Below are 23,705 nucleotides of genomic sequence, written 5' to 3'. Positions count from 1 at the left end.
ATGGCGAGCACCTCCGCGGTACAAGGACAGCCAATGGACGCGGCAGAACGGATTACCGCCCCGCACACCCCTTCGGCATCGCTTTATCGCGGCACCAGCGGTTGGCTGGGCTTCACGCCCATCTGAAAGAAGGGCAAAAAATGCCGATCAATCTGTTCGCGTGTCCATTGGCGTCGCGCCGAACTGGCTCTTGAATGCGCGCGTCATAGAACTTGCGTTCTCATACCCGCACCGGGCGGCGATCTCTGCGATGGACAGATCGGTGCTTTCGGCCAAGCTTTTGGCGGCGATCAGGCGTCTGTGGCGATAGACTTGGGCCGGCGTCGCATTCAAACTGCGTGCGAACCGTCTTTGCAGGCTTTTCAACGAACACCCAAGGCGACGCGCAATCGTGGGGATCGGCACCGGTGCTTCGATATTCTCGTCCATAAGGACAAGCGCCCGGGAAACCAGTTGCGAACGCACGGATATATTGTCGGCATCTCCAAACGGCTGATCGCCTTGGTGCAGAAAAAGCGACGCGACATCAAGGCGAGTGATCTCGCCGCAGTGCTCCCCGATTAACGTCAGGACCAGATCAAAGGACGCCATGGCACCCCCACAGGTGATCCGGTTGCCATCTATCACAAACCGCTCTTGCCGGGTGTCTACCTGCGTAAATGTCTCAGAAAAGCTTTCAAAAAGATGTGCGTGGATGGTGGCGGGCCTGTCGTCCAACAGCCCTGCAGCCGCGAGCAGCCAAGATCCCATATCAAGCCCCACCAAACATTTAGCGTTGGCGCAAAGGACCCGCAGCGCGGACAGGACCTGACCGCGACACAATGCAAGGTGACCGTAGCTGGCGGTCACCATAAGGTAATCACACGCTGGCTTTGTCGCTGTGGCCTTTTCGGTTTGCACCAACATCCCGCTTGAAGACCGCACAAGGCCACCCTCAAGCGAAAGCAAACGCCATTGATAGGGCAACTGGCCGGTGATGGTGTTTGCGGCGCGAAACGGCTCTAGCGTGTTGGCCAGACAATGGTTCGAAAACCCGTCGAAGAGCAGAAGATCGATTTTTACAGTCTCGGTCGGTGATTTTGTCTTTTCCTGCATGTTTATGTCTTACACTGCACACCCTTGTCGAACAATCCATGTACCGTGCGGGCAAATCCTAAAGGAGACTACGATGCCCCTGCACATGACCCGTGATGTCTTTATTACCTGCGCTGTTACCGGATCCGGCGGAAGCCAAGATCGGTCGCCCCATGTTCCCCGCAGCCCTGAACAGATCGCCAATTCGGCCATCGCCGCCGCCAAAGCGGGTGCTGCGATTGTGCATTGCCACGTGCGCGATCCTGAAACCGGCGTGCCCTCACGCGATCCGAAACTCTACCGCGAAGTGACAGAACGCATCCGCGATGCCGAAGTCGATGTGGTCCTGAACCTGACCGCAGGCATGGGCGGCGACATGGTCTTTGGCCCGCCTTCCGCGCCGCTGCCGCTGAACGACGCCACCGATATGGTCAGCGCCGAAGAACGGCTGGCGCATATCGAAGACTGCCTGCCCGAAATTTGCACCCTTGATTGCGGCACGATGAACTTTGCCGAAGCCGACTATGTGATGACCAACACACCCGGCATGCTGACAACGATGGGCGCGCGGATGGAAGCGCTTGGCGTGAAGCCAGAGATCGAAGCCTTTGATACAGGCCACCTTTGGTATGCAAAACAACTGGTTAAAGACGGCGTCTTGTCTTCGCCAGCGCTGGTCCAGCTGTGCATGGGCATCCCATGGGGCGCGCCTAATGACCTGAACACCTTTATGGCGATGGTTAACAATGTGCCTGACGACTGGAACTGGTCCGCCTTTTCAATCGGCCGTGACGAGATGCCCTATGTGGCCGCGTCGGTTCTGGCAGGCGGGAACGTGCGTGTCGGGCTGGAGGACAACCTGTGGCTCAGCAAAGGCGAGCTTGCCACGAACGAAGCGCTTGTCTCGCGTGCCGTCACCATCATCGAAAGCATGGGGGCAACCGTCATGGGCCCTGATGCCGTACGCCAAAAACTGAACCTAACAAAGCAGGCACCACGATGACCAAAACAGCAGCAATCATCGGCGGTGGTGTTATTGGCGGCGGCTGGGTCGCACGCTTTGCATTGTCGGGATGGAACGTCACCATTTTTGACCCCGATCCCGAAGCCGAACGCAAAATCAGTGAAGTCATGGCGAACGCACGGCGGTCCCTGCCTGCCTTGTCCGACGTGGCGTTGCCGCCCGAAGGTCAGGTAAAAATCGTCCCCACATTGGCCGAAGCCGTCGCAGACGCCGACTGGATTCAGGAAAGCGCGCCGGAACGGCTTGAGATGAAGCACAAAATCTTCGCCGAGATTCAGTCCCATTGCCGCAAAGACGCGCTGATCGGGTCCTCCACGTCGGGGTTCAAACCGTCCGAACTGCAGCAAGGGGCGACGCAGCCCAGCCAGATTTTCGTCGCGCACCCGTTCAACCCGGTCTATCTGCTGCCGCTTATCGAACTGGTCGGTGACGATGCCACGACCACACGCGCGCAGGCGGTGCTTACTGAGATCGGCATGAAGCCCCTGAAAGTACGAAAAGAAATCGACGCGCATGTGGCCGATCGCTTTCTCGAAGCGGTCTGGCGCGAGGCGCTTTGGCTGATCAAAGACGGCATCGCCACGACCGAAGAAATTGACGACGCGATCCGGTTCGGCTTTGGCTTGCGTTGGGGTCAGATGGGCTTGTTTGAAACCTACCGCGTGGCGGGCGGCGAGGCCGGGATGGCCCATTTCATCGAACAGTTCGGGCCCTGCCTGCAATGGCCTTGGACCAAATTGATGGACGTGCCCGAGCTGACCGATGATTTGGTACAGAGGATCGCCAGCCAATCGGACGCGCAATCCGGTGCCCATACGATCCGCGAGCTTGAACGCATTCGCGACGACAATCTGGTGTCCATGATGCGGTCCCTGAAGGGACGTGACTGGGGTGCAGGGGCGTTGCTGAACGCGCATGACGCCCGTCTATACGGCAAAGCCGACCCTGACTTCACCAAACCCATCATCAGTGTCGCCCGCGCCATTCCAATCGATTGGACGGATTACAACGGCCACATGAACGAAAGCCGTTATGGGCAGCTGTGGTCGGATGCCGCCGATGCACTTATGCGCATGATCGGGGCCGATGACGCCTATATCAAATCGGGCTTCAGCTACTTTACCGCCGATACCCACACCAAGTTCCGCAATGAATGTCATGCCGGCGACAACGTTACCGTCGTCACGACCATTCTTGAGGGTGCGGGCAAAAAGCTGCGGCTGTTCCACGAATTGAAAAACGCCGCTGGTGATGTGGTGGCAACCTGCAACCAGTTCCTGCTGCACGTCAGTCTGGAAACCCGCAAATCCTGCGACCCTGCGGCGCATGTCGGCGACAAGCTCGCATCCATCATCGCGGACCAAGCCGCCCTGCCCAAGCCGGAGTTGACCTGATGCATTTTGGATTGACCGAAGAACAAGAAATGATCGTTTCCACCGTGCGGTCCTTCGTGGAAAACGAGATCTACCCCCACGAGGCCGAGGTAGAGCGCACTGGCGAAGTCCCCGATGACGTCGCGCAGGCAATCAAGCAAAAGACGCTGGATCTGGGGTTTTATGCCTGCAACTTCCCCGAAAGCGTTGGCGGGGCTGGCCTCTCGCATCTTGAATTTGCGCTGGTTGAACGCGAACTGGGCCGCGGCTCTATGGCGTTGAACCATTTTTTCGGGCGGCCGCAGAATATCTTGATGGCCTGCAAGGACGATCAGATTGAACGCTATCTTACCCCCGCCATTCGCGGCGAAAAGATGGATGCGCTGGCCATGACCGAACCCGATGCAGGGTCCGATGTCCGCGGCATGAAATGTACAGCCAAACGCGATGGCGGTGACTGGGTTCTGAACGGAACCAAGCATTTCATCTCTGGCGCGGATCATGCGGATTTCTTGATCGTCTTTGTGGCAACCGGCGAAGACGACACGCCGCACGGCCCCAAAAAACGCATCACGACCTTCCTGGTCGACCGCGGCACCCCCGGTTTCACCATCCGCGACGGCTACAAATCCGTCTCGCACCGCGGCTACAAGAACATGATCCTCGAATTTGACAACTGCCGCCTGCCGGATGCTCAGGTTCTTGGCGAGGTTGATGGTGGCTTTGCGGTGATGAACGAATGGCTTTATGCCACGCGGATCACGGTCGCCACGATGTCTGTAGGGCGAGCACGCCGTTGTTTTGACATGGCGTTGAATTACGCGGCTGAACGCAAACAGTTTGGTCAGCAGATCGGCAAGTATCAGGGCATCAGCTTTCAGCTGGCCGACATGATCACCGAAATAGATGCGGCGGATCACCTTACATTGGCGGCGGCGTGGCGGCTGGATCAAGGCCTGCCCGCAAACCGCGAAATCGCAAGTGCCAAGCTCTACGCGTCGGAAATGCTGGCGCGGGTGACGGATGCTACCCTGCAAATCTTTGGCGGCATGGGCTTGATGGATGACTTCCCCATTGAACGGTTCTGGCGCGATGCGCGGGTCGAACGGATCTGGGACGGGACATCTGAAATCCAACGCCACATCATAAGCCGCGATCTATTGCGCCCCCTTGGCGCCTAGGACCAAGACATGAGTGATCTTGAGCGTCTCTTGCGCCCCCGCTCCATTGCCGTTGTCGGCGGTGGGGCGTGGTGCGACTCCGTGATCGAGCAGAACCAAAAGATCGGGTTCAAGGGTGATATCTGGCCCGTGCATCCTAAAAAAGACAGTGTTGGCGGGTTGCCAGCCTTCAAGACGCTTGCCGATTTGCCAAACGCGCCGGATGCGACGTTCATCGGTGTAAACCGCAGCGCAACCATCGATCTGGTGGGCGAGCTGAACCAGATGGGAGCAGGTGGTGCCGTGTGTTTTGCCAGCGGGTTCAAAGAAACCGCCGACGGCGCCGTTTTGAATGACCAATTGCTGGCCGCAGCAGGGGGAATGCCCATTCTCGGGCCGAATTGCTACGGGGTTCTAAATGCCGTGGATCAGGTGGCGCTTTGGCCGGATCAACATGGGCTGGTGCCCGTTGAACGCGGCGTGGCGATCTTGGCGCAGTCGTCCAACATCGCGATCAACCTCACGATGCAACAACGCGGATTGCCCATTGCCTATACCATCACCGCGGGAAATCAGGCCCAACAAGGGCTCGCCAGCATTGCTCAAACGGTCATCCGCGACGACCGCGTGACGGCACTTGGCCTTTACATCGAAAGCTTTGGCGACATCGCGGCCTTCGAAGAACTGGCGCGGCTTTCGCGCGCGCTAGGCAAACCGATCGTGGCGTTGAAAGTGGGCCGTTCGCAGGAATCGCAACTGGCGACCATTTCGCACACGGCCTCGCTCGCCGGAAGCAGCGCTGGTTCGGATGCGGTACTGGCACGCCTTGGCATTGCGCGGGTCGGCTCCCCCGCCGCGCTGCTTGAAACGTTAAAGCTGTTTCACTGCCATGGCCGCCTGTCCGGAACCCGAATTGCATCGCTAAGCTGCTCGGGCGGCGAGGCGAGCGTCATGGCGGATACCGCGGCGCAATATGGCCTGACCTTCCCGCCCGTGACATCTGGCCAAGCAGATACACTTGCGCAGCACCTAAGCACGCTGGTCCATCTGGCGAACCCTTTGGATTACCACACGCAAATCTGGCGCGATAAGGCGGCCATGACAGCGGTGTTTGCGGCCATGACGGGCGATGATATCGACCTGACGCTCGTGGTGCTTGATTTCCCGCGCCTAGACAGCTGCACCGCCGATGATTGGATGATCGCAATCGAGGCGATAGAAGACGCAGCCCGTCAAACGGGCCGTCCCTTTGGCGTGGTTGGGTCAATCGTGGAAAACCTGCCCGAAGCGATTGCAAAACGCCTGCTTGGCGCGGGGATCGTGCCGCTGTGCGACTTTGGCACGGCCTGTGAAGCGATCAGCGCAGTTCGCATGCCGACACCCCAAAATCACCAGCCCCTGCTACCTGCCCCCAGCTTCGCAACCACCACCACGGCCACCGAAGGCGATGCCAAACTGGCCCTTGCGGCATACGGCTTGGATATCCCCAAAAGCCGTGCAGGCATCGCCTTTGCAGATGTGATCGCTTGCGCCGAAAAGATCGGTTTTCCCGTGGTCCTGAAGGGTGAAGGGGTCGCCCATAAAACCGAAGCCGGCGCGGTAAAGCTGAACCTGACAGACGCCGAGCAAGTCGGCGCGGCGGCGCAGGCGATGCAGGCCGGAACCTTCCTTGTCGAAGAAATGATCACCGGCACCGTCGCCGAACTTTTGCTGGGCGTCGTCGCGGACCCCGCTCACGGGTTTGTCCTGACGTTGGCCGCGGGCGGCACCCTGACGGAAATTCTGGAGGACGGACAATCCTTGCTGTTGCCAACCACGGACGCTGACATTCGACACGCCTTGCGGCAGTTAAGAATAAACCCCCTGCTGAGCGGCTATCGCGGTGGCGAGGCAGCGAACATAGACGCCATTGTTGACGCGGTCCTAAAGCTGCAAGACTTCGTCAGCGACCACGCCGACGAGATTGCCGAAATCGAAATCAATCCCCTCATCTGTACAAAAGACCGCGCGATCATCGCCGATACGCTTTTGGTGAAAGGAACAACATGACAAGCCCCGTTAAAACGCGCCGCGAAGGTGCCGTACTTGAAATCACTCTGGATCGCCCAAAGGCCAATGCCATTGATCTGCAAACCAGCCGTATTTTGGGCGATACCTTTGCCGCCTTTCGCGATGACCCTGATTTGCGCGTTGCGATTATCACAGGCGAAGGGTCGAAATTCTTCTGCCCCGGTTGGGATCTGAAAGCCGCCGCGGATGGCGACGAGGTGGATGGTGATTATGGCGTAGGCGGCTTTGGCGGCCTGCAAGAATTGCGCGACATGAACAAACCGGTGATCGCTGCGGTGAACGGTATTTGCTGTGGCGGCGGGCTTGAACTGGCGCTGTCTGCAGACGTTATCCTAGCGGCGGATCATGCAAGTTTCGCACTGCCCGAAATCACGTCCGGCACGGTGGCCGATGCAGCATCCATCAAATTGCCAAAGCGCATCCCCTACCACATCGCGATGGAGATGCTGTTCACAGGACGCTGGCTAGACGCCGAAGAAGCCCACCGCTGGGGGTTTGTGAACCACGTCCACGCGGCGGATGATCTGATGACACAGGCGTGGGATATGGCACGCCTTTTGGCGTCTGGCCCCCCGCTGGTCTATGCCGCGATCAAGGAAATCGTGCGCGATGCCGAGGATAGCAATTTTCAGGACGCGATGAACCGGATCACCAAACGCCAACTAAAGACTGTCGATGTGCTTTACGGGTCCGAGGATAACGCCGAAGGTGCGCGCGCCTTTGCTGAAAAGCGGGATCCGGTCTGGAAAGGGCGCTAAGAGCGTCGCATCCGGGTTTCCACCGGACCGCGCGGGGCTATTGGTCCCGCGCCACCTCAACGGCCCATTCAACAAACGATTGAGCCGCCGCTTTCCTGCCCCCCGTTTCGGACGACGAAATAAAATATGCCGTCCCGATATCTGTGTCGCCGTCGGGCCACGACCCGAATGTGCCGTCACTCACCTGCTCTGATGTGATGGACTTCCATCCCAGCATTAACCCGCGCCCATCCAGCGTCGCCTGCACGGCCTGAATGTAGTTGTCGAACACCTCTCCCACCGGCTTGAACGTTTCGCCCGACGTCCTCAGGTATTCCGACCACCCCAGCCAGTGCTGCGTTGTTGATCGCACATCAATCAGCCACGCGTGCGACAACCCGCCCTGCTTCAGCGCACGTTCAATCACATCCGGCCGCCCTACCGGACAAATCCGTTCGTCAAAAAGTTTGATGGTCTCGCCGTCGTGCAAATCCCCGGTGCCATAGCGCAGCGCAATATCGATGCCGCGCGACAGCACCGGACGGTCAAGCGGCGGAGCCTGAACATTGACCGTGATCGACGGGTGTTTGGCATAGAAATCCGGCAGGCGCGGCATCAGCCAATAGGTCGCCATGCCGATGGTACAGGCCAAGGTCACGTGGTTGTCGTTACTGCTGTTTTCGGCGCGGATGTCGGCAATGGTGTCTTCAATCAAGGCCAAGCCATTACGCGTGGCGCGCGCCAGCCTTTCGCCCGCTTCGGTGGGTCGCGCGGGTTTTGTGCTGCGATCCATGAGGGCGGCACCGACGTCGTTTTCCAACAAACGAATGGCCCGCGTGATTGCCGGAGGCGAAACATTCAACCGCGCCGCAGCCTTGTGCATAGACCCCAAGCGGCACACCAGCTCAAGCGTTTCAAGCGCATGGAAAAAAGATCGATCAGCCATAAGTTAACCCTTTGGTTAACTTATATTCCAATTTTTGCGGCTTTTTCAAAAGATTTATTTTGATAGGCATTAGGAAACACCTCCCCCTCCTGATGGATCATGCCATGAACATTCAAACCACCCCCGCAACTCATATTTCACTAGAAGAAAACGGCCTTCGCATCGCGCTTGCAAACGCGGAAATGGCCTATTTCAACTACTATTGGCTGCGCGACAACTGCCCTACATCCTTCAATACCGTCACACGTGAACGCACGTTTGATATCTTTCATCTCAGCCTCCCTCCTCGGGCCAGCGCGGCGCAGGTCGAAGACGATAATTTGGTGATCACATGGGCGGACGAAGACCACGTCACGCGCATGCCGCTGGCAACGCTTGAGGCATATGCAAATGGCGCGGCACGGCCCGATCCCGCCGACCTGCCACGCACGCCGTGGTTCGGGGATCACTTCGCGGATGTGACGCGCTTCACCCTTGAAGAGCTAAAGACAGACCGCACCAAGCGCACGGCTTGGCTTGAGGCGATGATCGTCGAAGGCATTTCGATCGTGACCCAGATGCCCGACACAGATGCCGCGCTTACTGACCTTGCGAACTTGGCCGGAACCGTGCGCCCCACCTTTTTCGGTGATTATTTCGATGTGCGGACGCATATCAAACCTACCAACAGCGCCTACACCGCTGCCGCCCTTGAACTGCACACCGATGTCCCCGCAGAAGAGGCCGCGCCCGGCATTCAATACCTGCACATGCGCGCCAACAGCGTAAAGGGTGGTCTCAACCTGTTCGGGGACGGCGTTGCCGCGGCCAATGACTTTCGCGATATCGACCCCGAAGGCTTTAAGCTGCTGTCGGAAATCGACGTGCCGTTTTACTGCGAACACGACAATTACGACATGCGCAGCTATCAGCGCGTGATTGAACTTGACCAGAACGGCGCGGTGTCCGGCCTGACAATCAGCCAGCACATGCTGGATCTGATCGACCTGCCGCAAGAGGTGCTGGATACCTACTACCCGGCTTTCTGCCGGTTCGGGAAACTGTTGCAGGATGATAAATATATCATGAAGTTTACGCTCCAAGCGACGGAGTGTATCGTTTTTGACAACCACCGCATCGTGCATGGCCGCGCCGCATATTCAGCGACAAGCGGTGAACGTTATCTGCGCGGCACTTATACAGACAGGGCGGAAATGCGATCAACATATCGGTCGCTGGTCTCCGAAGGGCGGTTCAAGTCATGAATGTACATGCAGACGTTGATACCACAGCGACCCTGCGGGCTGACCTCGCCGCTGCGTTTCGACTGTGCCACCAATTCGGGTGGAGCGAATCCGTCGGCAACCACTTCAGCGCCGCCGTGTCAGACGACGGGCGTCAGTTTCTACTGAACCCATGCTGGCAGCATTTCGCGACGATTGACCCTGACGATTTGCTGTTGCTGGATGTGGATGATGACCAGACGATGCTGGGCGACAATGCACCGGACCCCTCGGCCTGGGCCGTGCATGGAACGTTGCACCGCGAAATCCCTGCCGCGCGCGTGATCCTGCATTGCCATTCGCCCTATGCGACGGCTTTGGCCAGCCTAGAGGACCCCACCCTGCTACCGATCGATAACAACACCGCACGGTTTTGGGGTCGGGTCGGATATGATCTAGAATTCGGCGGAATTTCTGACAGCGCGGCAGAGGGGGCCCACCTTGCGCAAGCGATGGGGGTCAACACCGTTCTGGTCATGCGCAACCACGGCATCACGGTAACAGGCCCCACCGTCGCCGACGCATTCGAAGATCTTTATTTTTTTGAGAAAGCGGCCCAAACGCAGATACTTGCGCTTTCATCGGGTAAGCCCTTGGCGGTACTCAGCGATGATGTCGCAAAAGCCACTGCGGAAGGCTGGAAATCCTATCGCGGCATGGCGCAAAGGCATTTCGACTATCTTAAATCAACGCTTTGACGATCCTTTCGTCAAAGCGCCAAAGCCCCCTGAACCAGTCGTTCGACAGCGCAGGGATCAAAGCCTAGGGTGATTGCGGGCGGCATGCCCGCAATCATCCCTGTCGCAAGAGTTAATGAGTCCAGGCCCCGCGGCGTCCTGTGGCGAAATTTTCGCCATAGCCGCCGGCGCGGACATTTGCGCGGCGTTTGTTGGGGTCTTGCACCATCGCATCGATATTGTGGTCGCGGGCGTATTCCACCGCTTCTTCCTTGGTGGCGAATTGCAAACGCACCTGCGTTTGCGTGTCCTTCGACGACGTCCAGCCCATCAACGGGTCAATCTCGCGCGCGTGCTCTGGGTCGAATTCCAGCAACCAGACACGGGTTTTGGCCGTGCCAGAGGACATGGCAGTTCGGGAAGGCTGATAAATACGCGCGCGCATAGCTGAATCTCCGCTGTGATCAGGCGGTTTATCAGCCAAATACGGCCAAGGATCAAGGCATCACAGTGATTTGTGCCGAATTCGCGTTACATATGCTGCGGCGCAGCATAGACTGAGCTTATGCAATCGGAGCACCTCTCATGAACCCCCTGACCCTGATGACGCTCAATGCCAACCTCGCCAAGCTGATGATCGACACCCAAGCCGTTATGACGCTTAGGCTTTTGGGAATGGCCGGCGCCCTTCCCCAGACCCGCGGAGAGAACGCCCGCATGGTGAATGAAAAAGGCCCCGCCATGGCCAAAGCCTATCAGGCGGCCACCAAAGCCGCCTTTGCCGGGGGCACGCCCGACCAGATTTTCTCGGCCGCGATGGTCCCGGTCAGTAAAAAGGTAAGCGCCAACCGCAAGCGGCTGACCAAATAAGCCTGCGACGAAAGCGACATATGCAAGTCGCGCAAGGCTCCGCCCCTTGAACCTACGCAAAAACATGACACCTTAGGGAACACCCCCAAAGGACGATGTTATGGCCTACGCCCACTCTGATAGTTTGCCCGAGCGCAAAGACGCCTATCTTGCCAACCCCGCGCCCAACGTGCGCGAGCGCCCCAAGCTTGAGGGCGGCAAGAAGTTCAAACTGGCGACCGAATTCGAACCCGCAGGCGACCAGCCCACGGCGATCAAGGAACTGTCCGAAGGGGTGCGGTCAGGCGAACGCGATCAGGTGCTTTTGGGGGCCACGGGGACGGGCAAGACGTTCACGATGGCCAAGGTGATCGAGGAAACGCAGCGCCCCGCGATCATCCTCGCGCCGAACAAGACGCTGGCGGCGCAGTTGTATGGCGAATTCAAAGGGTTCTTCCCCGACAACGCGGTGGAATATTTCGTCAGCTACTATGACTACTACCAGCCCGAAGCCTATGTCGCGCGGTCCGACACCTTCATCGAGAAGGAAAGCCAGATCAACGAACAGATCGACCGGATGCGCCACTCTGCCACGCGGGCGCTGCTGGAACGCGATGATGTGATCATTATCGCGTCGGTGTCCTGCATCTACGGTATCGGCTCGGTCGAGACCTATGGGGCGATGACGCAGGACCTCAAGACCGGCAACAACTATGACCAACGCCAAGTGATCGCGGACCTGATCGCGCAGGCGTATAAACGCAATGACGCCGCCTTTCAGCGCGGCACCTTCCGCGTGCGTGGCGACAGCCTTGAAATCTTCCCGGCCCACCTTGAGGACCGCGCATGGCGTCTGTCCTTCTTTGGCGAAGAGCTGGAAAGCATCACCGAATTCGACCCGCTCACCGGCGAAAAAACCGGCACCTTCGACCAGATCCGCGTCTATGCGAACAGCCACTATGTGACGCCGAAACCAACGATGAACCAGGCGGTGATCGGCATCAAGAAAGAGCTGCGGATGCGGCTGGACCAGCTTGTCGCCGAAGGAAAACTGCTGGAAGCGCAACGGCTTGAGCAGCGCTGCAACTTCGACATCGAGATGCTTGAAGCCACTGGCGTCTGCAACGGGATCGAGAACTACTCGCGCTATCTCACGGGCCGCGCCCCGGGCGAACCGCCCCCCACACTGTTCGAATTCATCCCCGACAACGCGATTGTCTTTGCGGACGAAAGCCACGTCTCCGTGCCGCAGATCGGCGGGATGTACAAAGGCGACTACCGACGCAAATTCACGCTGGCCGAACACGGGTTCCGCCTGCCCTCTTGCATGGACAACCGCCCGCTCAAGTTCGAGGAATGGGATGCCATGCGCCCGCAGTCGGTCTTTGTCTCGGCCACCCCCGCTGCGTGGGAAATCGAACAATCCGGCGGTGTCTTTACCGAACAGATCATTCGCCCCACCGGCCTGATCGACCCCAAGATCGAAATCCGCCCTGTCGAGATGCAGGTCGACGATCTGCTGGACGAGGTCCGCAAGGTCGCCGCCGACGGCTATCGCACGCTATGTACCGTGCTGACCAAACGCATGGCCGAAGACCTGACCGAATACATGCACGAACAGGGCATCCGCGTTCGCTATATGCACAGCGATATCGACACGATCGAACGGATCGAAATCCTGCGCGACCTGCGGCTTGGCGCTTTTGACGTGCTGATTGGGATCAACCTTTTGCGCGAAGGCTTGGACATTCCCGAATGTGGGCTAGTGGCGATTCTCGATGCGGATAAAGAAGGGTTTCTGCGCTCGGAAACCTCGCTGATCCAGACCATCGGTCGGGCCGCGCGGAACGCCGAAGGCCGCGTGATCATGTACGCCGACCGCATCACCGGCTCGATGGAACGGGCCATGGGCGAAACCGACCGTCGCCGCGCCAAGCAGGTCGCCTATAACGAAGAACACGGGATCACGCCGACCACGGTCAAGAAGAACGTCGATGATATCCTCGCCGGTCTCTACAAAGGCGATGTGGACATGAGCCGCGTCACTGCCAAGATCGACAACCCGCTCGCAGGCGGCAACCTGCAAACCGTGCTCGATGGGCTGCGCACCGACATGCGCAAAGCGGCCGAGAACCTTGAGTTCGAAGAAGCCGCGCGCCTACGCGACGAGGTCAAGCGGCTCGAATCTGTCGATCTGGCCATCGCCGACGATCCGATGGCGCGTCAGTACGCTGTCGAAAAAGCCGTCGACGACGCGCAAAAGGCGTCGGGCCGATCAACCGGCGGTCGCGGCGGGATGCGCGGCGGCAAGTCCCGCTATGGCGGCAAGAAACGCTAGGCGGCGCGCCTAGTCGTCCACCTCGTCCGGCAACCCGTCATGGTCGGTCGAGGCCATCTCCTCCAGCTCGTCCTCTGACATGCTGTCGTACATATCTTTCGATGCGCCTTGCAGATCCTTGACCTTGGTCTCGCCCCGCTTGGCAGACAGGGCTGCACCGGCGGCGCGTTGTTGGGCTTTCGATTGGGCTTTCATCGTTGTCTCCTCTCAGTTGGATGTAGCGGCACAACCCGTCGCCCCGCCCGCAGTTCCCCCGCAGCGGGTTGGCGCATAATTATTTTCATGCGCCCGTTGCAAGGTGATTGCTTTGCACCCGCACCCACCCCACATTCGGATTCTGCGCTTTATCCGGAGGATCCAAAATGCGCCTGATCGCCCTTGCTACACTGGGCCTGACCGCCCTCTCTGCCCCCGCCTTTGCCGATGAGACAACCGGCACGATCCTTGCCTATGACCGGCTCGCCAATATCATCGTCCTGCAAGACAAATCATCTTGGACGCTGGATGCCAAAACCCTTGTCCCGTCCGACCTGATGGCCGGCGATAAAGTCACGCTGACCTTCGCCTCCGACGGCGACAACGGTGCGAAACCCGCAACCAAACTGACCCGCAACTGAGCCTTATCCCATAACAAAAGCGCCCCCTGACCAAATCAGAGGGCGCTTTCTGCGTTCAAACTATCAAACGATATCAGTCGTCTGCGGGCGGAGTAACCTCAACACCAGGGACGGTGATCGTTTTTTCTTCGGTGGTCACTTTAACGTCAGGAACTTCAACGTCGACCTCTTCTTCAGTCACGGAAACCGAACCGGTCTGTGCGTCAAACTCGGGCAGGTTGCCGCCCTCGACGGACACATCAACATCCGGCAGCGCGCCTTCTTCAGTCTGATCGATATCGATGAAAAAGATCGCGAATGCGATGACCAGAATTGCGGCAAGGCCTGCGATTACTGCTGTAGAGGTCTTCATGGTTCTTCCTTCCAAATTCACTTGCCGTTCTAGGCGATGCAAGGGCAACTCGGCGAAGCGGGAAATGGTTCCAGTAACATTTTCGGGAACATCTGGGCCGCACGGGAAGTTGTGAACCCAGACAGTAATGCAGATTACAACCCAGGAGCTTTACAATGGAATTCGGCCTTCTCGGACTCATTATCCTGATCGCAGACATCTACGCGATCTATCAAATCTTCACCTCCGGCGCTTCGGGGCTTGCGAAAATCCTCTGGATTCTCGGCGTCCTGATCTTCCCCGTCGTCGGCTTTATCGTATGGCTGATCGCTGGCCCACGCGGCGGCAGCGTCAACGTCTAAGCGACGCACACACGATTTGACGACAAAGGCCCGTAGCATTGCTGCGGGCCTTTTCGCATGCCGCCCCAAAGGTCTGTAAGTAATTTGTTAAGCATGACGCGCCAAGCTACCCGCCGAAAGGGTATCCCATGCGCTACTGGCCGATCCTTCTGCTTGGCTTACTGCAGCTTCCCACCCCTGCACAGGGCGGCGCGTGGCTGCGCGAAAAGGGCACGGGATTTACGTCCACCACGGTTAACGTCACGCGCAGCTACGACATTTCGGAAAGCACCTTCATGGAATATGGCGTGCGCGACGATCTGACCCTAGGGGCAGAGGTCGGCTTTCTCGCCAGTTCCATCGGCCTGCAATCTGGGTTTGCCTCAGTCTTCCTGCGCCGCCCCTTAGGCCGCCGCGACCGCCCAAACGTCTGGTCGGCAGAGCTGGGGTTCGGCGCGGCATGGGTGGGGGAAGCGGTCTATCCCAATGTCAAAGCGGGGCTGTCTTGGGGCCGCGGCTATACGCTGGGTCAGAAACACGGCTGGGTGACCATCGACAGCTCGCTCGCGTGGGACATCTACCTGCAAGAGCATCTCGCCAAAGTCGACAGCACCATAGGCATCAACTTCGGCGACCGGTTTTCGGGAATGCTGCAAATCTACTATGCCTCGACCTCTGCCGCCAGCGCCACCTCCGTCGCGCCCTCTATCGTCATGCGCCCACTGAAAAGCCGCCCCGATATCCGCTTCCAGATCGGGGCAGAGACGTTGATCAACGACACGTCTAACCCCGCGCTAAAACTCTCTATCTGGCGCGAGTTCTAGCGTTTATCCATGCGCGTCTGCATAAAGATCGACCCTTTGACGCTGGTGCTCCAGACCAAATGCAGTAGATCACGATCCGCACCCTGATCCGTCAGCACATAGGGCACGCTGTATTGCGCCACATTCGATCCGTTGCGCACTGGCCCGTCCATCGTGATGCTATCCACCGCAATCGCCCACCCGCCGAACGGAAAGCGGTCGGCAATATCCACCACCCAGGTCTTGGCCAGACTGGCTTCGGTATGTTCAACCTGCACAGGGTTCGACACCGGATTGTGGATGCCGTGGAACGAATTGCCCGTCATCTCGATATTGCGCATACGCGAGAAATCCATATCGGCAAAGCTCGTATCGATCCGTTCGACCCGATCAATGAACCCGTTGATGCTGCGGAAGCGGTTGTCGTTGATCGTCAGCCCATTGATCACATGGCCCGCCCCATGGGGCTTGATCACAATATAGCTGAACCACGGGGCCACCTCGCCCGACAGAAAGATATTACCGCTGATCGACAGGGAGCTGAAAGAATACTCGCTGCTGTAGTCCGGCGCCGGGTCTTGTTCATTGGTCCATTCGACAAAACAATTGTCGATATAATTCCCGCTGACCACGCTCGCCGTGTGCTGCGCCGCAAGGATCAACCCAGCAGAGCGGACGCCGTTCTTGACCGTATCCCCCTGAAAGAAGTGGTTCCCCGTGACGATATTATTCTGCCCCGCCAGCAGTGCAAAATGGCGAAAGCGCGTGGCACGGTTGTCGCGAATCTTGACGTCATTGGCGTTGCAGTTGATCGCGATCGTGGTCCGGTCCGGCACGTCCAGCGCATCCTCGGCGGACAGGAACTGGCAACGGTCCACGAACATTCCCTGACAGCCGCCACCAATCGACGTGATCCCCCGATCCTTTGGGCGCGAGATAAAGCAGTCCCGCACATGGAAAATCGTCCCCGATGGCGCAAGGTTGATGGCGCTGGCCACGTTGTTGCACTGGAATTCGATGTCATCCAGAACGAATTTGCTCAGCTGGCTGTAGTTGCTGAAATCCAGCAGATACTGGAACCGCGTAAAGGTAAAATTCTGCGTCCCCGCCGCATCATACAAAGGCGCGTTCAGGGTAATCTCTTGCGTGGCGACGTTCTTGGCGCGCACATAAATCTCACGCCCCACCCCATTGCCCGTGATCAACGCCCCCACAGGCACATTCGCCACATTCACCACATTTGTCAGCTTGCGCGCATCCGAGGGCGAATAGCTGGCCTGCGAGGTCACCGTGACCGTATCCCAATCGCCATTCGTGGCCGCTTCAAACTGGCCGTTGCGGATCACCCGCCGCGTGGCATAGCTGCTGCGTTCGGGCGTCGCGGCCTGCATATCAATCGGACCAGTCACGTTGACCTTGCGCCCGCCCAGATCCAGCGATTCATGATCCGCATTGTTCAGCAACGCCTGAAACGCTTTGCGAAAGGCGATCTCTTCATTCCCGAACGCCTCGATATAGTTTGGCAGATCAAAGTTGCGGCGCAGCAGCAGGATCGCGCTGGCGGGCATAATCACCGTCCCTTCAAACCGCGTCGGCGCGTCAAAGGTCACGTCTCCGTTCAGCAGATACGTCCCGCGCGGGATCAACACGCTACGCCCCTGCGCACCCGCATTCGCCGCCACAAAGGCCGCCGTATCATCGGTGCTGCCATCCCCCACCGCGCCATAGTCCCGCACATCTACCTGTGCCAGCATGTCCCGCAGAAAGACGCCTGTCACATCCTCGATTTGCAAGTCATCAATGCGAACGACCCCGCCATTCTGCCCCGCCAGGTCCAGCCCGAAATGCCCATAGACCGGCGCGTTGCCCCAGACCATATCGACCCCGCCGCGCAGCCCCGACCCGACAATCGCGCTGACCTCGACCACCTCGCCATAGCTGGTCAGCGTCACCGCCGGACCGGCCTCCACCAGCCCGCCCGCGCGGCTGCCATTGCCAAGCGCCGGATACCCCGCGATCCGCACCGACGGTAAATTCCCACTGATCGCCTTCACCCGCGCCGTGATCCGCAGATAGCACCCCGGCAAGAGTGGCGTCTGCCCCATGTATCGCAGCTTTTGCGTGGATTGCGTCTTTATCAGCTCAAGCGCCCCGCCAAAGTCCTGATCCGCAGGGATAAACGCCGCATTTATGGCATTGGCATAGGTATCAGACCCCGCCGTGCCATCCCCGCTTGAATACACATCCAAGCCTTGCGCAAAAGCCGCAGGTGTCAGCAGCAGACCGTCCGTGATTGCCTTGTTCATCGTCATCCCCTTCGTCGGGTTGCGATGTCGCCCCCCATGAATTGCAAAACTCCGGCGCTTGGCCGGCAGGGGGAAAGATTTATGCACAAAGGGTTAACCACGCCTAACCGCAGCGTACGCCGCAGGCAGTCACATGAGCGTGCCAAAGATGTCGCGCCTGTCAGGCTGAAACGCTTGGCGCATCCAGCAGTTGAACGGCGGCAATACGCCAGCCCTCGGGCGTCTCAACCATCTGATAATCCAGCAAATAGGTGAAGCCTTTCAGGTCCGTCACCTGCACCTTCTGCCACTGCGCACCGGCGATCTCGCGCAGATCCAGAAACCGCACCTCGGCGTGTTTCCAGACCATTGGATAGCCCGTGGTCACCATACGTTTAAAATTCTCAGGAGACTGAAACATCATCTGCAGATTGGGGCTCGCATATGCGAAGGCACCCTCGAAATCATCTGCCTTGAAAGCGTCGAACTGGCCGCTGATCGTGCTTTCGATATCCGCCTGCTGCGCCACGGCACCAAGCGCCGTCGCAAAGGTCAAAACCATCCCGAAAAGGGCCGAAAGAACCGCGCCACGCATGAGAATGCTCCCTATGATGTGTTGAACTTAACCTAAGCCACGCACACCATAGGGCAATAGTTTCACGCCGTGGTCAGCTTGCCCGCCAGCGCGTCATCGATCAGGGCGACCGTTTCATCCACGCCATACAGCGCGATGAACCCACCGAAACGTGGGCCTTGGCTGGCGCCCAGCAACACTTCGTAAAGCGCGGTGAACCAGTCGCGCAGCGGGTCGAAACGCTCTTTCCCGACGGCGAAAACCATCGTCTGCAATGCCTCGGCATCCAACCCGCCGTCCCATGTTTTCAGCTGGTCCCGCAGGTCTTCCAAGGCTTCCCGCTCCAGATCTGACGGGGCGCGGAACACTTTGGCAGGCTTCACGAAATCATTGTAATAGCGCACCGCATGCTCGGCCGCCGCATCCATACCGGGGTTGCCTTCGGGCGTCGCATCCGGCGCATACCGCTGGATAAAGCCCCACAGTTGCGACTTGTCCTCGGCCGAGGAGACCGACGCGAGGTTCAGCAACATCGAGAACGGCACAACCATATCCGACTTGGGTACATCGCCCCCGTGGATATGCCAAACGGGGTTGTTCAGCTTGCCCTTGTCGTCCTGCGTCTCATAGGCGCGCAGCTGCTGGTGGTATTCGTCGACCGCCTTGGGGATCACGTCAAAATACATGCGCTTGGCCGTCTTGGGCTTGAGGTACATGAAATACGACAGCGATTCCGCGCTGGCATAGGTCAGCCATTCGTCGATGGTCAGACCATTGCCCGACGATTTGGAAATCTTGTGCCCGTCCTGATCAAGGAACAGCTCATAGGTGAAATGCTCGGGCGGACGGTTGCCCAGAATACGGCAGATCTTGTCATAGATCGGCGTGTTGGTGCTGTGATCCTTGCCGTACATCTCAAAGTCGACATCAAGGGCGGCCCAACGGGCACCGAAGTCGGGCTTCCACTGCAATTTCACGTTGCCACCGGTCAGCGGCAGAGTCATCTCGGTGCCGTCTTCATCGTCGAAAGTGATCGTGCCTTCCTTGGCGTTGACCGCTTTCATCGGCACATACATCACCCGCCCTGTTTCAGGGTGGATCGGCAGGAAGATCGAATAGGTCTGCCGACGCTCTTCGCGCAGCGACTTGAGCATCACTTCCATGATCTCGTCATACTTCTCGGCGGCGCGCAAAAGCACCTCGTCGAACTTGCCGGAGCCGTAGAATTCCGTGGCCGAGATAAACTCATACTCGAACCCGAAAGTATCCAGAAAACGCCGCAGCATCGCATTGTTATGCGCGCCAAAGCTGTCGAATTTGCCGAAAGGATCGGGCACCGATGTCAGCGGGCGCTGCAGATGTTCGGCCAAGGCTTCGGGGTCGGGCACGTTACCCGGCACCTTGCGCATGCCATCCAGATCGTCCGAAAAGCACACCAGCCGCGTCGGAATGTCGCTGATCTGCTCAAATGCGCGGCGGATCATCGTCGTGCGCGCAACTTCGCCGAAGGTACCGATATGTGGCAGACCCGACGGGCCGTAGCCGGTCTCGAACAAGACGTATCCCTTCTCGGGGGCCTTGTTTGCATAGCGTTTCAACACCCGACGTGCTTCCTCGAACGGCCACGCTTTACTGGTTAGGGCTGCTTCACGCATCTGCGACATGTCATCAATTCCATCATTTTCACCCCGCACCCAATGCGCGCAGGCAGCCCGTACCTATTGCGTCCCCGTAGGCCCGTCAATAATCTGCAGAACAACGGAATGACCGAACGGAAATGCGCATGAATGACGACACCTCCCTCACCCTCAGCGCGCAGGATTGCCTTGTCGCCGTGATGATCGCGGTTTCCGCATCAGACGAGGACATCCGCACCACCGAATTGCTCAAGATCCAGACGGCTGTGAACATGCTGCCCGTCTTTTCGGGCTATGATGTGGACCGCATCAGTTCTGTCAGCTCGATGGTATTCGATCTCTTCGAACAGGAAGACGGGCTGGATGCCCTGTTCGGCCTGATCAAGGGCGCGCTGCCCGACCGGCTGAATGAAACAGCCTATGCGCTGGCCTGCGATGTGGCCGCCGCCGACGGCACGCTGGACGAAGCCGAACTGCGTCTGCTGGAAGAAATCCGCTACGAGCTTGACCTCGACCGCTTGCACGCCGCCGCAATCGAACGCGGTGCCCGAGCCCGTCACGTCAAATAGGCCGCGTCACCGCGATCAAAGGGACGCCGAATCCGCAGCCACATGGAACGCCCCCCAGCGTTCGATCAGCCCTTGCTGCAACCGTTTGGAGCGCCCGTTCCACGCTCGCCCCCCCTCGGGGCGTTCGCGTTGTGCGCGGGTCAGGGTGTCGCGACGTGGCATATCGGCGGTGAACACGGCAAAGGCCATCACCCGCCCGTCCGGTGCCGTCAGGTACCCCGCCAGTGCCGAGACAAAGTTCAACGTGCCGGTCTTCGCCTCCACTTTGATCGGGTGATCCTGCACGGGCCGCCCCTTGGAATCGCGCAGGGAAATCGACTTGAGCAACGGTTTCAACGTACCCGATCCATAGACCCGCACCAGCGCCGTCACCATATCCTGCGCGGTCACGCGGCTGTCTTCGCCCAGCCCAGAATGGTCCACCAGCGCGGGTGCATCCATGCCCAGATTGGCCTTGGCCCAAACGTTCATCTCTGCCGCAGACGCGCGCAGTGACGCGGGCGTGCCCGTGCGGTAAACCGTGGCGGACAGCCCCGCCATCTCTGCGATCAAGTTGTTGGAATACTTCAACATATCGCGCAGGATATCGCGCAGCGGCGCGCTGGAACGGGTCACCAGCACCTCGCCCTCGGGCAGGCTGGTGATCAACGCCATGTCTCGCAGACGGATGCCCTGTGCCCCCGCCAATGTCTTAAAGATGTCGCCCGCATATAGCCCCGGCTTGCGCACCGGCAGCCAGCGCGACCCACCATTGCCCAAGGCACTTTTCGCGACGCTCCAGTCATCGCGGGTGCCTGCGTCACGATAGGCAAACACCGGCGCACTGCGGTCGCTGATCTCCATCGCGGCCATCGCTACATCAGGGCGATAAGACCCCGACCGCCCGTCCATCAGCACCGAATAGCTGCCGTTCTCGCGCTTCCATTCAAAGTGGACGCGGTTAAAGTTCAGCGCCAGCCCCGACACAGCGGGGTTATAGCCCACATGATCCGGCTGATCCGCATCAATCAACGGGAAGACCGGCAGGCTGCGCTCGTAAATCTTCAACCCGCCTTTGACGCCGACAATGCCCGCCGCCTTGAGGTCATCGGCCATTTTGGCCAGCCCGTCAGTATCCAGCGTCGGATCGCCCCCGCCCACAAGGATCAGATCGCCCTGCACTTCGCCGTCCACAATGCCGCCGGTCGCCATGATGCGCGTCTGGAATTGATGCGCCGCGCCCAAGGTATCCAGCGCGTAAAGCGCGGTAATCGCCTTGGTCACGCTCGCCGGGGGCATCCCGTCAAGCGGGCCGTTCTGTTCCAGCACCGCACCGGTTTCCGCATCCGCCAGACTAAAGGTCACGGCACCGTTCAACCGCGCCTTGTCGATCAGTTCTTGCGCCGAGGGGATCGCCTGCCGGAACAGATCATCCCCGCGCAAGACGGGGCGCAGCGATTCAGTTGGCGGGGCCGCAAAGGCCGCCGGAGCCACAACAGCCGCCGCAGCGGTACTCAGAAACAAACGACGGGATAAAACAGTTTTCATGGGGCGACTTAAACCTGACAGGACAGAGCGACACAAGCGCTTGCAAATCACATTTTCATGGGCGGGGGCCCATGCTAACTGACAAGACATGCAACGCGTTATTTTGATCATGTTTGTCGCCATGTCACTGATTCCCGCAGGCGACAGCGCGGGCAAGATCCTGACCTCACAGCTTGGCGTGGCCCCCGTTTTTGTGGCGTGGTCGCGGTTTGCCATAGGGGCGCTGCTGCTGGTGCCCTTCGCCCCGCCGCAAACGCGCGCCCTGTTCGGCAACTGGCGCATCTGGGTCCGTGCCGCCATCTTGTGCGGCAGCATCACCTGCATCCAGACAGCACTGGTGACCGAGGACGTGGCCAATGTCTTTGCCGCCTTCTTTATCGGTCCGCTGCTCAGCTATGTGCTGGCCGCGCTCTTCCTGCGCGAGACGATATCGCTTCAACGCAGCGCGTTGATCGTGGCGGGGTTTCTGGGGGTGCTGGTCGTGGTCCGACCGGGGCTTGAACCCAGTGCGGGGCTGCTTTGGGCGCTGACCGCGGGGACGCTTTATGGCGTGTTCCTCACGATGTCGCGCTGGCTATCGCATTTGGCCCCGCCCCTTGCGCTGACCTTCAGCCAGCTGGTGATCAGCGGGCTACTGCTTTTGCCGCTGGGGCTGGCCTATTTCCCGCCGCTGACCGGCCCTGTTCTGGGGCTGAGCCTCGCAAGCGCGCTTTGTTCGATGCTGGGCAACCTGCTGATGTTATACGCCTATCGCATGGCCCCTGCGACCAAGGTCGCGCCGCTGGTCTATCTGCAACTGCTATCCGCCGTGGGGCTGGGTTGGCTGGTGTTTGGCGCATGGCCCGACGCACTGACATGGGCCGGCATGGCGATAATCCTAGGGGCGGGTATCGCCTCTGCCAGATTGCGCTGACCATTTGCCCGCGGCCCGGATCGCGCTTGAGCTGACATCGACCATCGGGACGTTCACGAAACACCACGCGGGGGCCGGTGTCTGCCCCAAGAGCTGGCTTTGCCGCCCCGAAATCCGGTAGGGTGCATAAAGCGTCGCGGCGTGGCTCATCCGTGCTGATATGCGCTGGCCGGGCCGTGCAAGCACCCCTAGGGGCACTGTCTCCATGATCTGCCGCCAGTCCTGCCACAGGTGGAACTGCGCCAGATTATCCGCCCCCATCAGCCAGACGAAGCGCACACCGGGATAGCGGGCCCGCAGCGCGGCAAGAGTTTGCGCGGTGTAGCGGGTGCCAAGATGGGCCTCGATATCGGTGACCTCGACCCGCGGGTGCTGCATCACCTCGCGCGCGCGGGCCAGACGGGATGCCATCGGGGCCGGCCCATGCGCCTTGAGCGGATTGCCCGGGCTGACCATCCACCACACCCGATCCAGCCCGAAACGCTTGATCGCCTCGCGGGTGATATGGGCGTGCCCCTCGTGCGCCGGATCAAACGACCCGCCAAGCAGCCCGATCACCTGCCCCGGGGGCGCATATGGAAATGGATAACCCAACGAA

24 protein-coding genes are annotated in these 23,705 nt (G+C 59.3%); 14 read left to right on the top strand and 10 right to left on the bottom strand.

Annotation, left to right across the window (positions count from 1 at the left end):
* Positions 1-147 precede the first annotated feature (147 nt).
* A complete protein-coding gene (locus tag GLP43_RS04360) occupies positions 148-1,095 on the bottom strand; it encodes a GlxA family transcriptional regulator (RefSeq protein WP_237278343.1) in 948 nt (315 codons plus the stop codon).
* Positions 1,096-1,168: 73 nt separating this feature from the next.
* Between GLP43_RS04360 and GLP43_RS04355 the strand changes: the two genes are divergently transcribed.
* Genes GLP43_RS04355 through GLP43_RS04335 form a run of 5 tightly spaced genes read left to right on the top strand, consistent with a single transcriptional unit; the run spans position 1,169 to position 7,459 of the window.
* Entirely contained in the window at positions 1,169-2,077 is a 909-nt protein-coding gene (locus tag GLP43_RS04355; protein WP_237278342.1) for a 3-keto-5-aminohexanoate cleavage protein, read from the top strand.
* On the top strand, positions 2,074-3,492 hold the full coding sequence (locus GLP43_RS04350; RefSeq protein ID WP_237278341.1) for a carnitine 3-dehydrogenase: 1,419 nt from the start codon (positions 2,074-2,076) through the stop codon (positions 3,490-3,492). The genes GLP43_RS04355 and GLP43_RS04350 overlap by 4 nt, the downstream gene beginning before the upstream one ends.
* On the top strand, positions 3,492-4,652 hold the full coding sequence (locus tag GLP43_RS04345; RefSeq protein WP_237278340.1) for an acyl-CoA dehydrogenase family protein: 1,161 nt from the start codon (positions 3,492-3,494) through the stop codon (positions 4,650-4,652). The genes GLP43_RS04350 and GLP43_RS04345 overlap by 1 nt, the downstream gene beginning before the upstream one ends.
* Before the next feature lie 9 nt (positions 4,653-4,661).
* The gene (locus tag GLP43_RS04340; protein WP_237278339.1) at positions 4,662-6,680 is read left to right on the top strand and encodes an acetate--CoA ligase family protein; all 2,019 of its coding nucleotides are present in this window, start codon (positions 4,662-4,664) and stop codon (positions 6,678-6,680) included.
* Positions 6,677-7,459: a carnitinyl-CoA dehydratase gene (locus GLP43_RS04335; RefSeq protein WP_237278338.1), complete on the top strand. Its 783-nt coding sequence runs from the start codon at positions 6,677-6,679 to the stop codon at positions 7,457-7,459. The genes GLP43_RS04340 and GLP43_RS04335 overlap by 4 nt, the downstream gene beginning before the upstream one ends.
* Positions 7,460-7,496: 37 nt before the next feature.
* Here the strand turns inward: GLP43_RS04335 and GLP43_RS04330 are convergent, their stop codons facing one another.
* Positions 7,497-8,384, bottom strand: coding sequence for a LysR family transcriptional regulator (locus GLP43_RS04330; protein WP_237278337.1), 888 nt, complete (start codon positions 8,382-8,384; stop codon positions 7,497-7,499).
* Positions 8,385-8,488: 104 nt separating this feature from the next.
* On the opposite strand from GLP43_RS04330, the gene GLP43_RS04325 reads away from it, so the two are divergent.
* On the top strand, positions 8,489-9,628 hold the full coding sequence (locus tag GLP43_RS04325; RefSeq protein ID WP_237278336.1) for a TauD/TfdA family dioxygenase: 1,140 nt from the start codon (positions 8,489-8,491) through the stop codon (positions 9,626-9,628).
* Positions 9,625-10,344 carry a class II aldolase/adducin family protein gene (locus GLP43_RS04320; RefSeq protein WP_237278335.1) on the top strand — a complete coding sequence of 240 codons (720 nt, stop codon included), beginning with the start codon at positions 9,625-9,627 and terminating at the stop codon, positions 10,342-10,344. Before GLP43_RS04325 ends, GLP43_RS04320 begins: the two co-directional genes overlap by 4 nt.
* 112 nt (positions 10,345-10,456) lie before the next feature.
* Here GLP43_RS04320 and GLP43_RS04315 read toward each other — a convergent pair whose 3' ends face one another.
* A complete protein-coding gene (locus GLP43_RS04315) occupies positions 10,457-10,768 on the bottom strand; it encodes an ETC complex I subunit (protein ID WP_237278334.1) in 312 nt (103 codons plus the stop codon).
* A gap of 140 nt (positions 10,769-10,908) precedes the next feature.
* On the opposite strand from GLP43_RS04315, the gene GLP43_RS04310 reads away from it, so the two are divergent.
* The gene (locus tag GLP43_RS04310; protein WP_037964940.1) at positions 10,909-11,193 is read left to right on the top strand and encodes a hypothetical protein; all 285 of its coding nucleotides are present in this window, start codon (positions 10,909-10,911) and stop codon (positions 11,191-11,193) included.
* 100 nt (positions 11,194-11,293) lie between these two features.
* The gene (gene uvrB / locus GLP43_RS04305) at positions 11,294-13,510 is read left to right on the top strand and encodes an excinuclease ABC subunit UvrB (protein WP_237278333.1); all 2,217 of its coding nucleotides are present in this window, start codon (positions 11,294-11,296) and stop codon (positions 13,508-13,510) included.
* A gap of 9 nt (positions 13,511-13,519) precedes the next feature.
* Here uvrB and GLP43_RS04300 read toward each other — a convergent pair whose 3' ends face one another.
* Complete coding sequence (locus GLP43_RS04300; RefSeq protein ID WP_005851426.1) at positions 13,520-13,705, bottom strand: DUF3008 family protein; 186 nt, start codon at positions 13,703-13,705, stop codon at positions 13,520-13,522.
* A 167-nt stretch (positions 13,706-13,872) separates the two neighbouring features.
* On the opposite strand from GLP43_RS04300, the gene GLP43_RS04295 reads away from it, so the two are divergent.
* On the top strand, positions 13,873-14,127 hold the full coding sequence (locus tag GLP43_RS04295) for a hypothetical protein (protein ID WP_005851424.1): 255 nt from the start codon (positions 13,873-13,875) through the stop codon (positions 14,125-14,127).
* 73 nt (positions 14,128-14,200) lie between these two features.
* Here the strand turns inward: GLP43_RS04295 and GLP43_RS04290 are convergent, their stop codons facing one another.
* A complete protein-coding gene (locus GLP43_RS04290) occupies positions 14,201-14,479 on the bottom strand; it encodes a hypothetical protein (protein WP_237278332.1) in 279 nt (92 codons plus the stop codon).
* A gap of 155 nt (positions 14,480-14,634) precedes the next feature.
* Here GLP43_RS04290 and GLP43_RS04285 point away from each other — a divergent pair, with 155 nt between their 5' ends.
* Together GLP43_RS04285 and GLP43_RS04280 are read left to right on the top strand one after the other, a co-directional pair.
* Complete coding sequence (locus GLP43_RS04285; RefSeq protein ID WP_005851419.1) at positions 14,635-14,820, top strand: PLDc N-terminal domain-containing protein; 186 nt, start codon at positions 14,635-14,637, stop codon at positions 14,818-14,820.
* Positions 14,821-14,948: 128 nt separating this feature from the next.
* On the top strand, positions 14,949-15,623 hold the full coding sequence (locus tag GLP43_RS04280; protein WP_237278331.1) for a hypothetical protein: 675 nt from the start codon (positions 14,949-14,951) through the stop codon (positions 15,621-15,623).
* On the opposite strand, the gene GLP43_RS04275 is transcribed toward GLP43_RS04280, so the two are convergent.
* From GLP43_RS04275 to GLP43_RS04265, 3 genes are all read right to left on the bottom strand, one after another.
* Positions 15,620-17,908, bottom strand: a complete 2,289-nt coding sequence (locus GLP43_RS04275; RefSeq protein WP_237278330.1) for a glycoside hydrolase family 55 protein — start codon at positions 17,906-17,908, stop codon at positions 15,620-15,622. The genes GLP43_RS04280 and GLP43_RS04275 overlap by 4 nt on opposite strands.
* A 160-nt stretch (positions 17,909-18,068) precedes the next feature.
* Positions 18,069-18,482, bottom strand: a complete 414-nt coding sequence (locus GLP43_RS04270) for a DUF4864 domain-containing protein (protein WP_237278329.1) — start codon at positions 18,480-18,482, stop codon at positions 18,069-18,071.
* Positions 18,483-18,544: 62 nt separating this feature from the next.
* Positions 18,545-20,125 carry a lysine--tRNA ligase gene (locus GLP43_RS04265; protein WP_237278328.1) on the bottom strand — a complete coding sequence of 527 codons (1,581 nt, stop codon included), beginning with the start codon at positions 20,123-20,125 and terminating at the stop codon, positions 18,545-18,547.
* Positions 20,126-20,244: 119 nt separating this feature from the next.
* Between GLP43_RS04265 and GLP43_RS04260 the strand changes: the two genes are divergently transcribed.
* On the top strand, positions 20,245-20,667 hold the full coding sequence (locus GLP43_RS04260; RefSeq protein WP_037944901.1) for a tellurite resistance TerB family protein: 423 nt from the start codon (positions 20,245-20,247) through the stop codon (positions 20,665-20,667).
* A 15-nt stretch (positions 20,668-20,682) separates the two neighbouring features.
* Here the strand turns inward: GLP43_RS04260 and GLP43_RS04255 are convergent, their stop codons facing one another.
* Positions 20,683-22,194, bottom strand: coding sequence for a D-alanyl-D-alanine carboxypeptidase/D-alanyl-D-alanine-endopeptidase (locus GLP43_RS04255; RefSeq protein ID WP_237278327.1), 1,512 nt, complete (start codon positions 22,192-22,194; stop codon positions 20,683-20,685).
* A gap of 88 nt (positions 22,195-22,282) precedes the next feature.
* Here GLP43_RS04255 and GLP43_RS04250 point away from each other — a divergent pair, with 88 nt between their 5' ends.
* A complete protein-coding gene (locus GLP43_RS04250; RefSeq protein WP_237278326.1) occupies positions 22,283-23,107 on the top strand; it encodes a DMT family transporter in 825 nt (274 codons plus the stop codon).
* Here the strand turns inward: GLP43_RS04250 and GLP43_RS04245 are convergent.
* Positions 23,072-23,701, bottom strand: coding sequence for a nicotinate-nucleotide adenylyltransferase (locus tag GLP43_RS04245; protein WP_081858767.1), 630 nt, complete (start codon positions 23,699-23,701; stop codon positions 23,072-23,074). The genes GLP43_RS04250 and GLP43_RS04245 overlap by 36 nt on opposite strands.
* Positions 23,702-23,705: the final 4 nt, after the last annotated feature.

This window comes from Sulfitobacter sp. M39 (assembly GCF_021735935.1).
GTDB lineage: Bacteria > Pseudomonadota > Alphaproteobacteria > Rhodobacterales > Rhodobacteraceae > Sulfitobacter.
The sequence above is the reverse complement of the archived record's forward strand: the minus strand, read 5'-3'. Positions and strand labels throughout refer to the sequence as shown.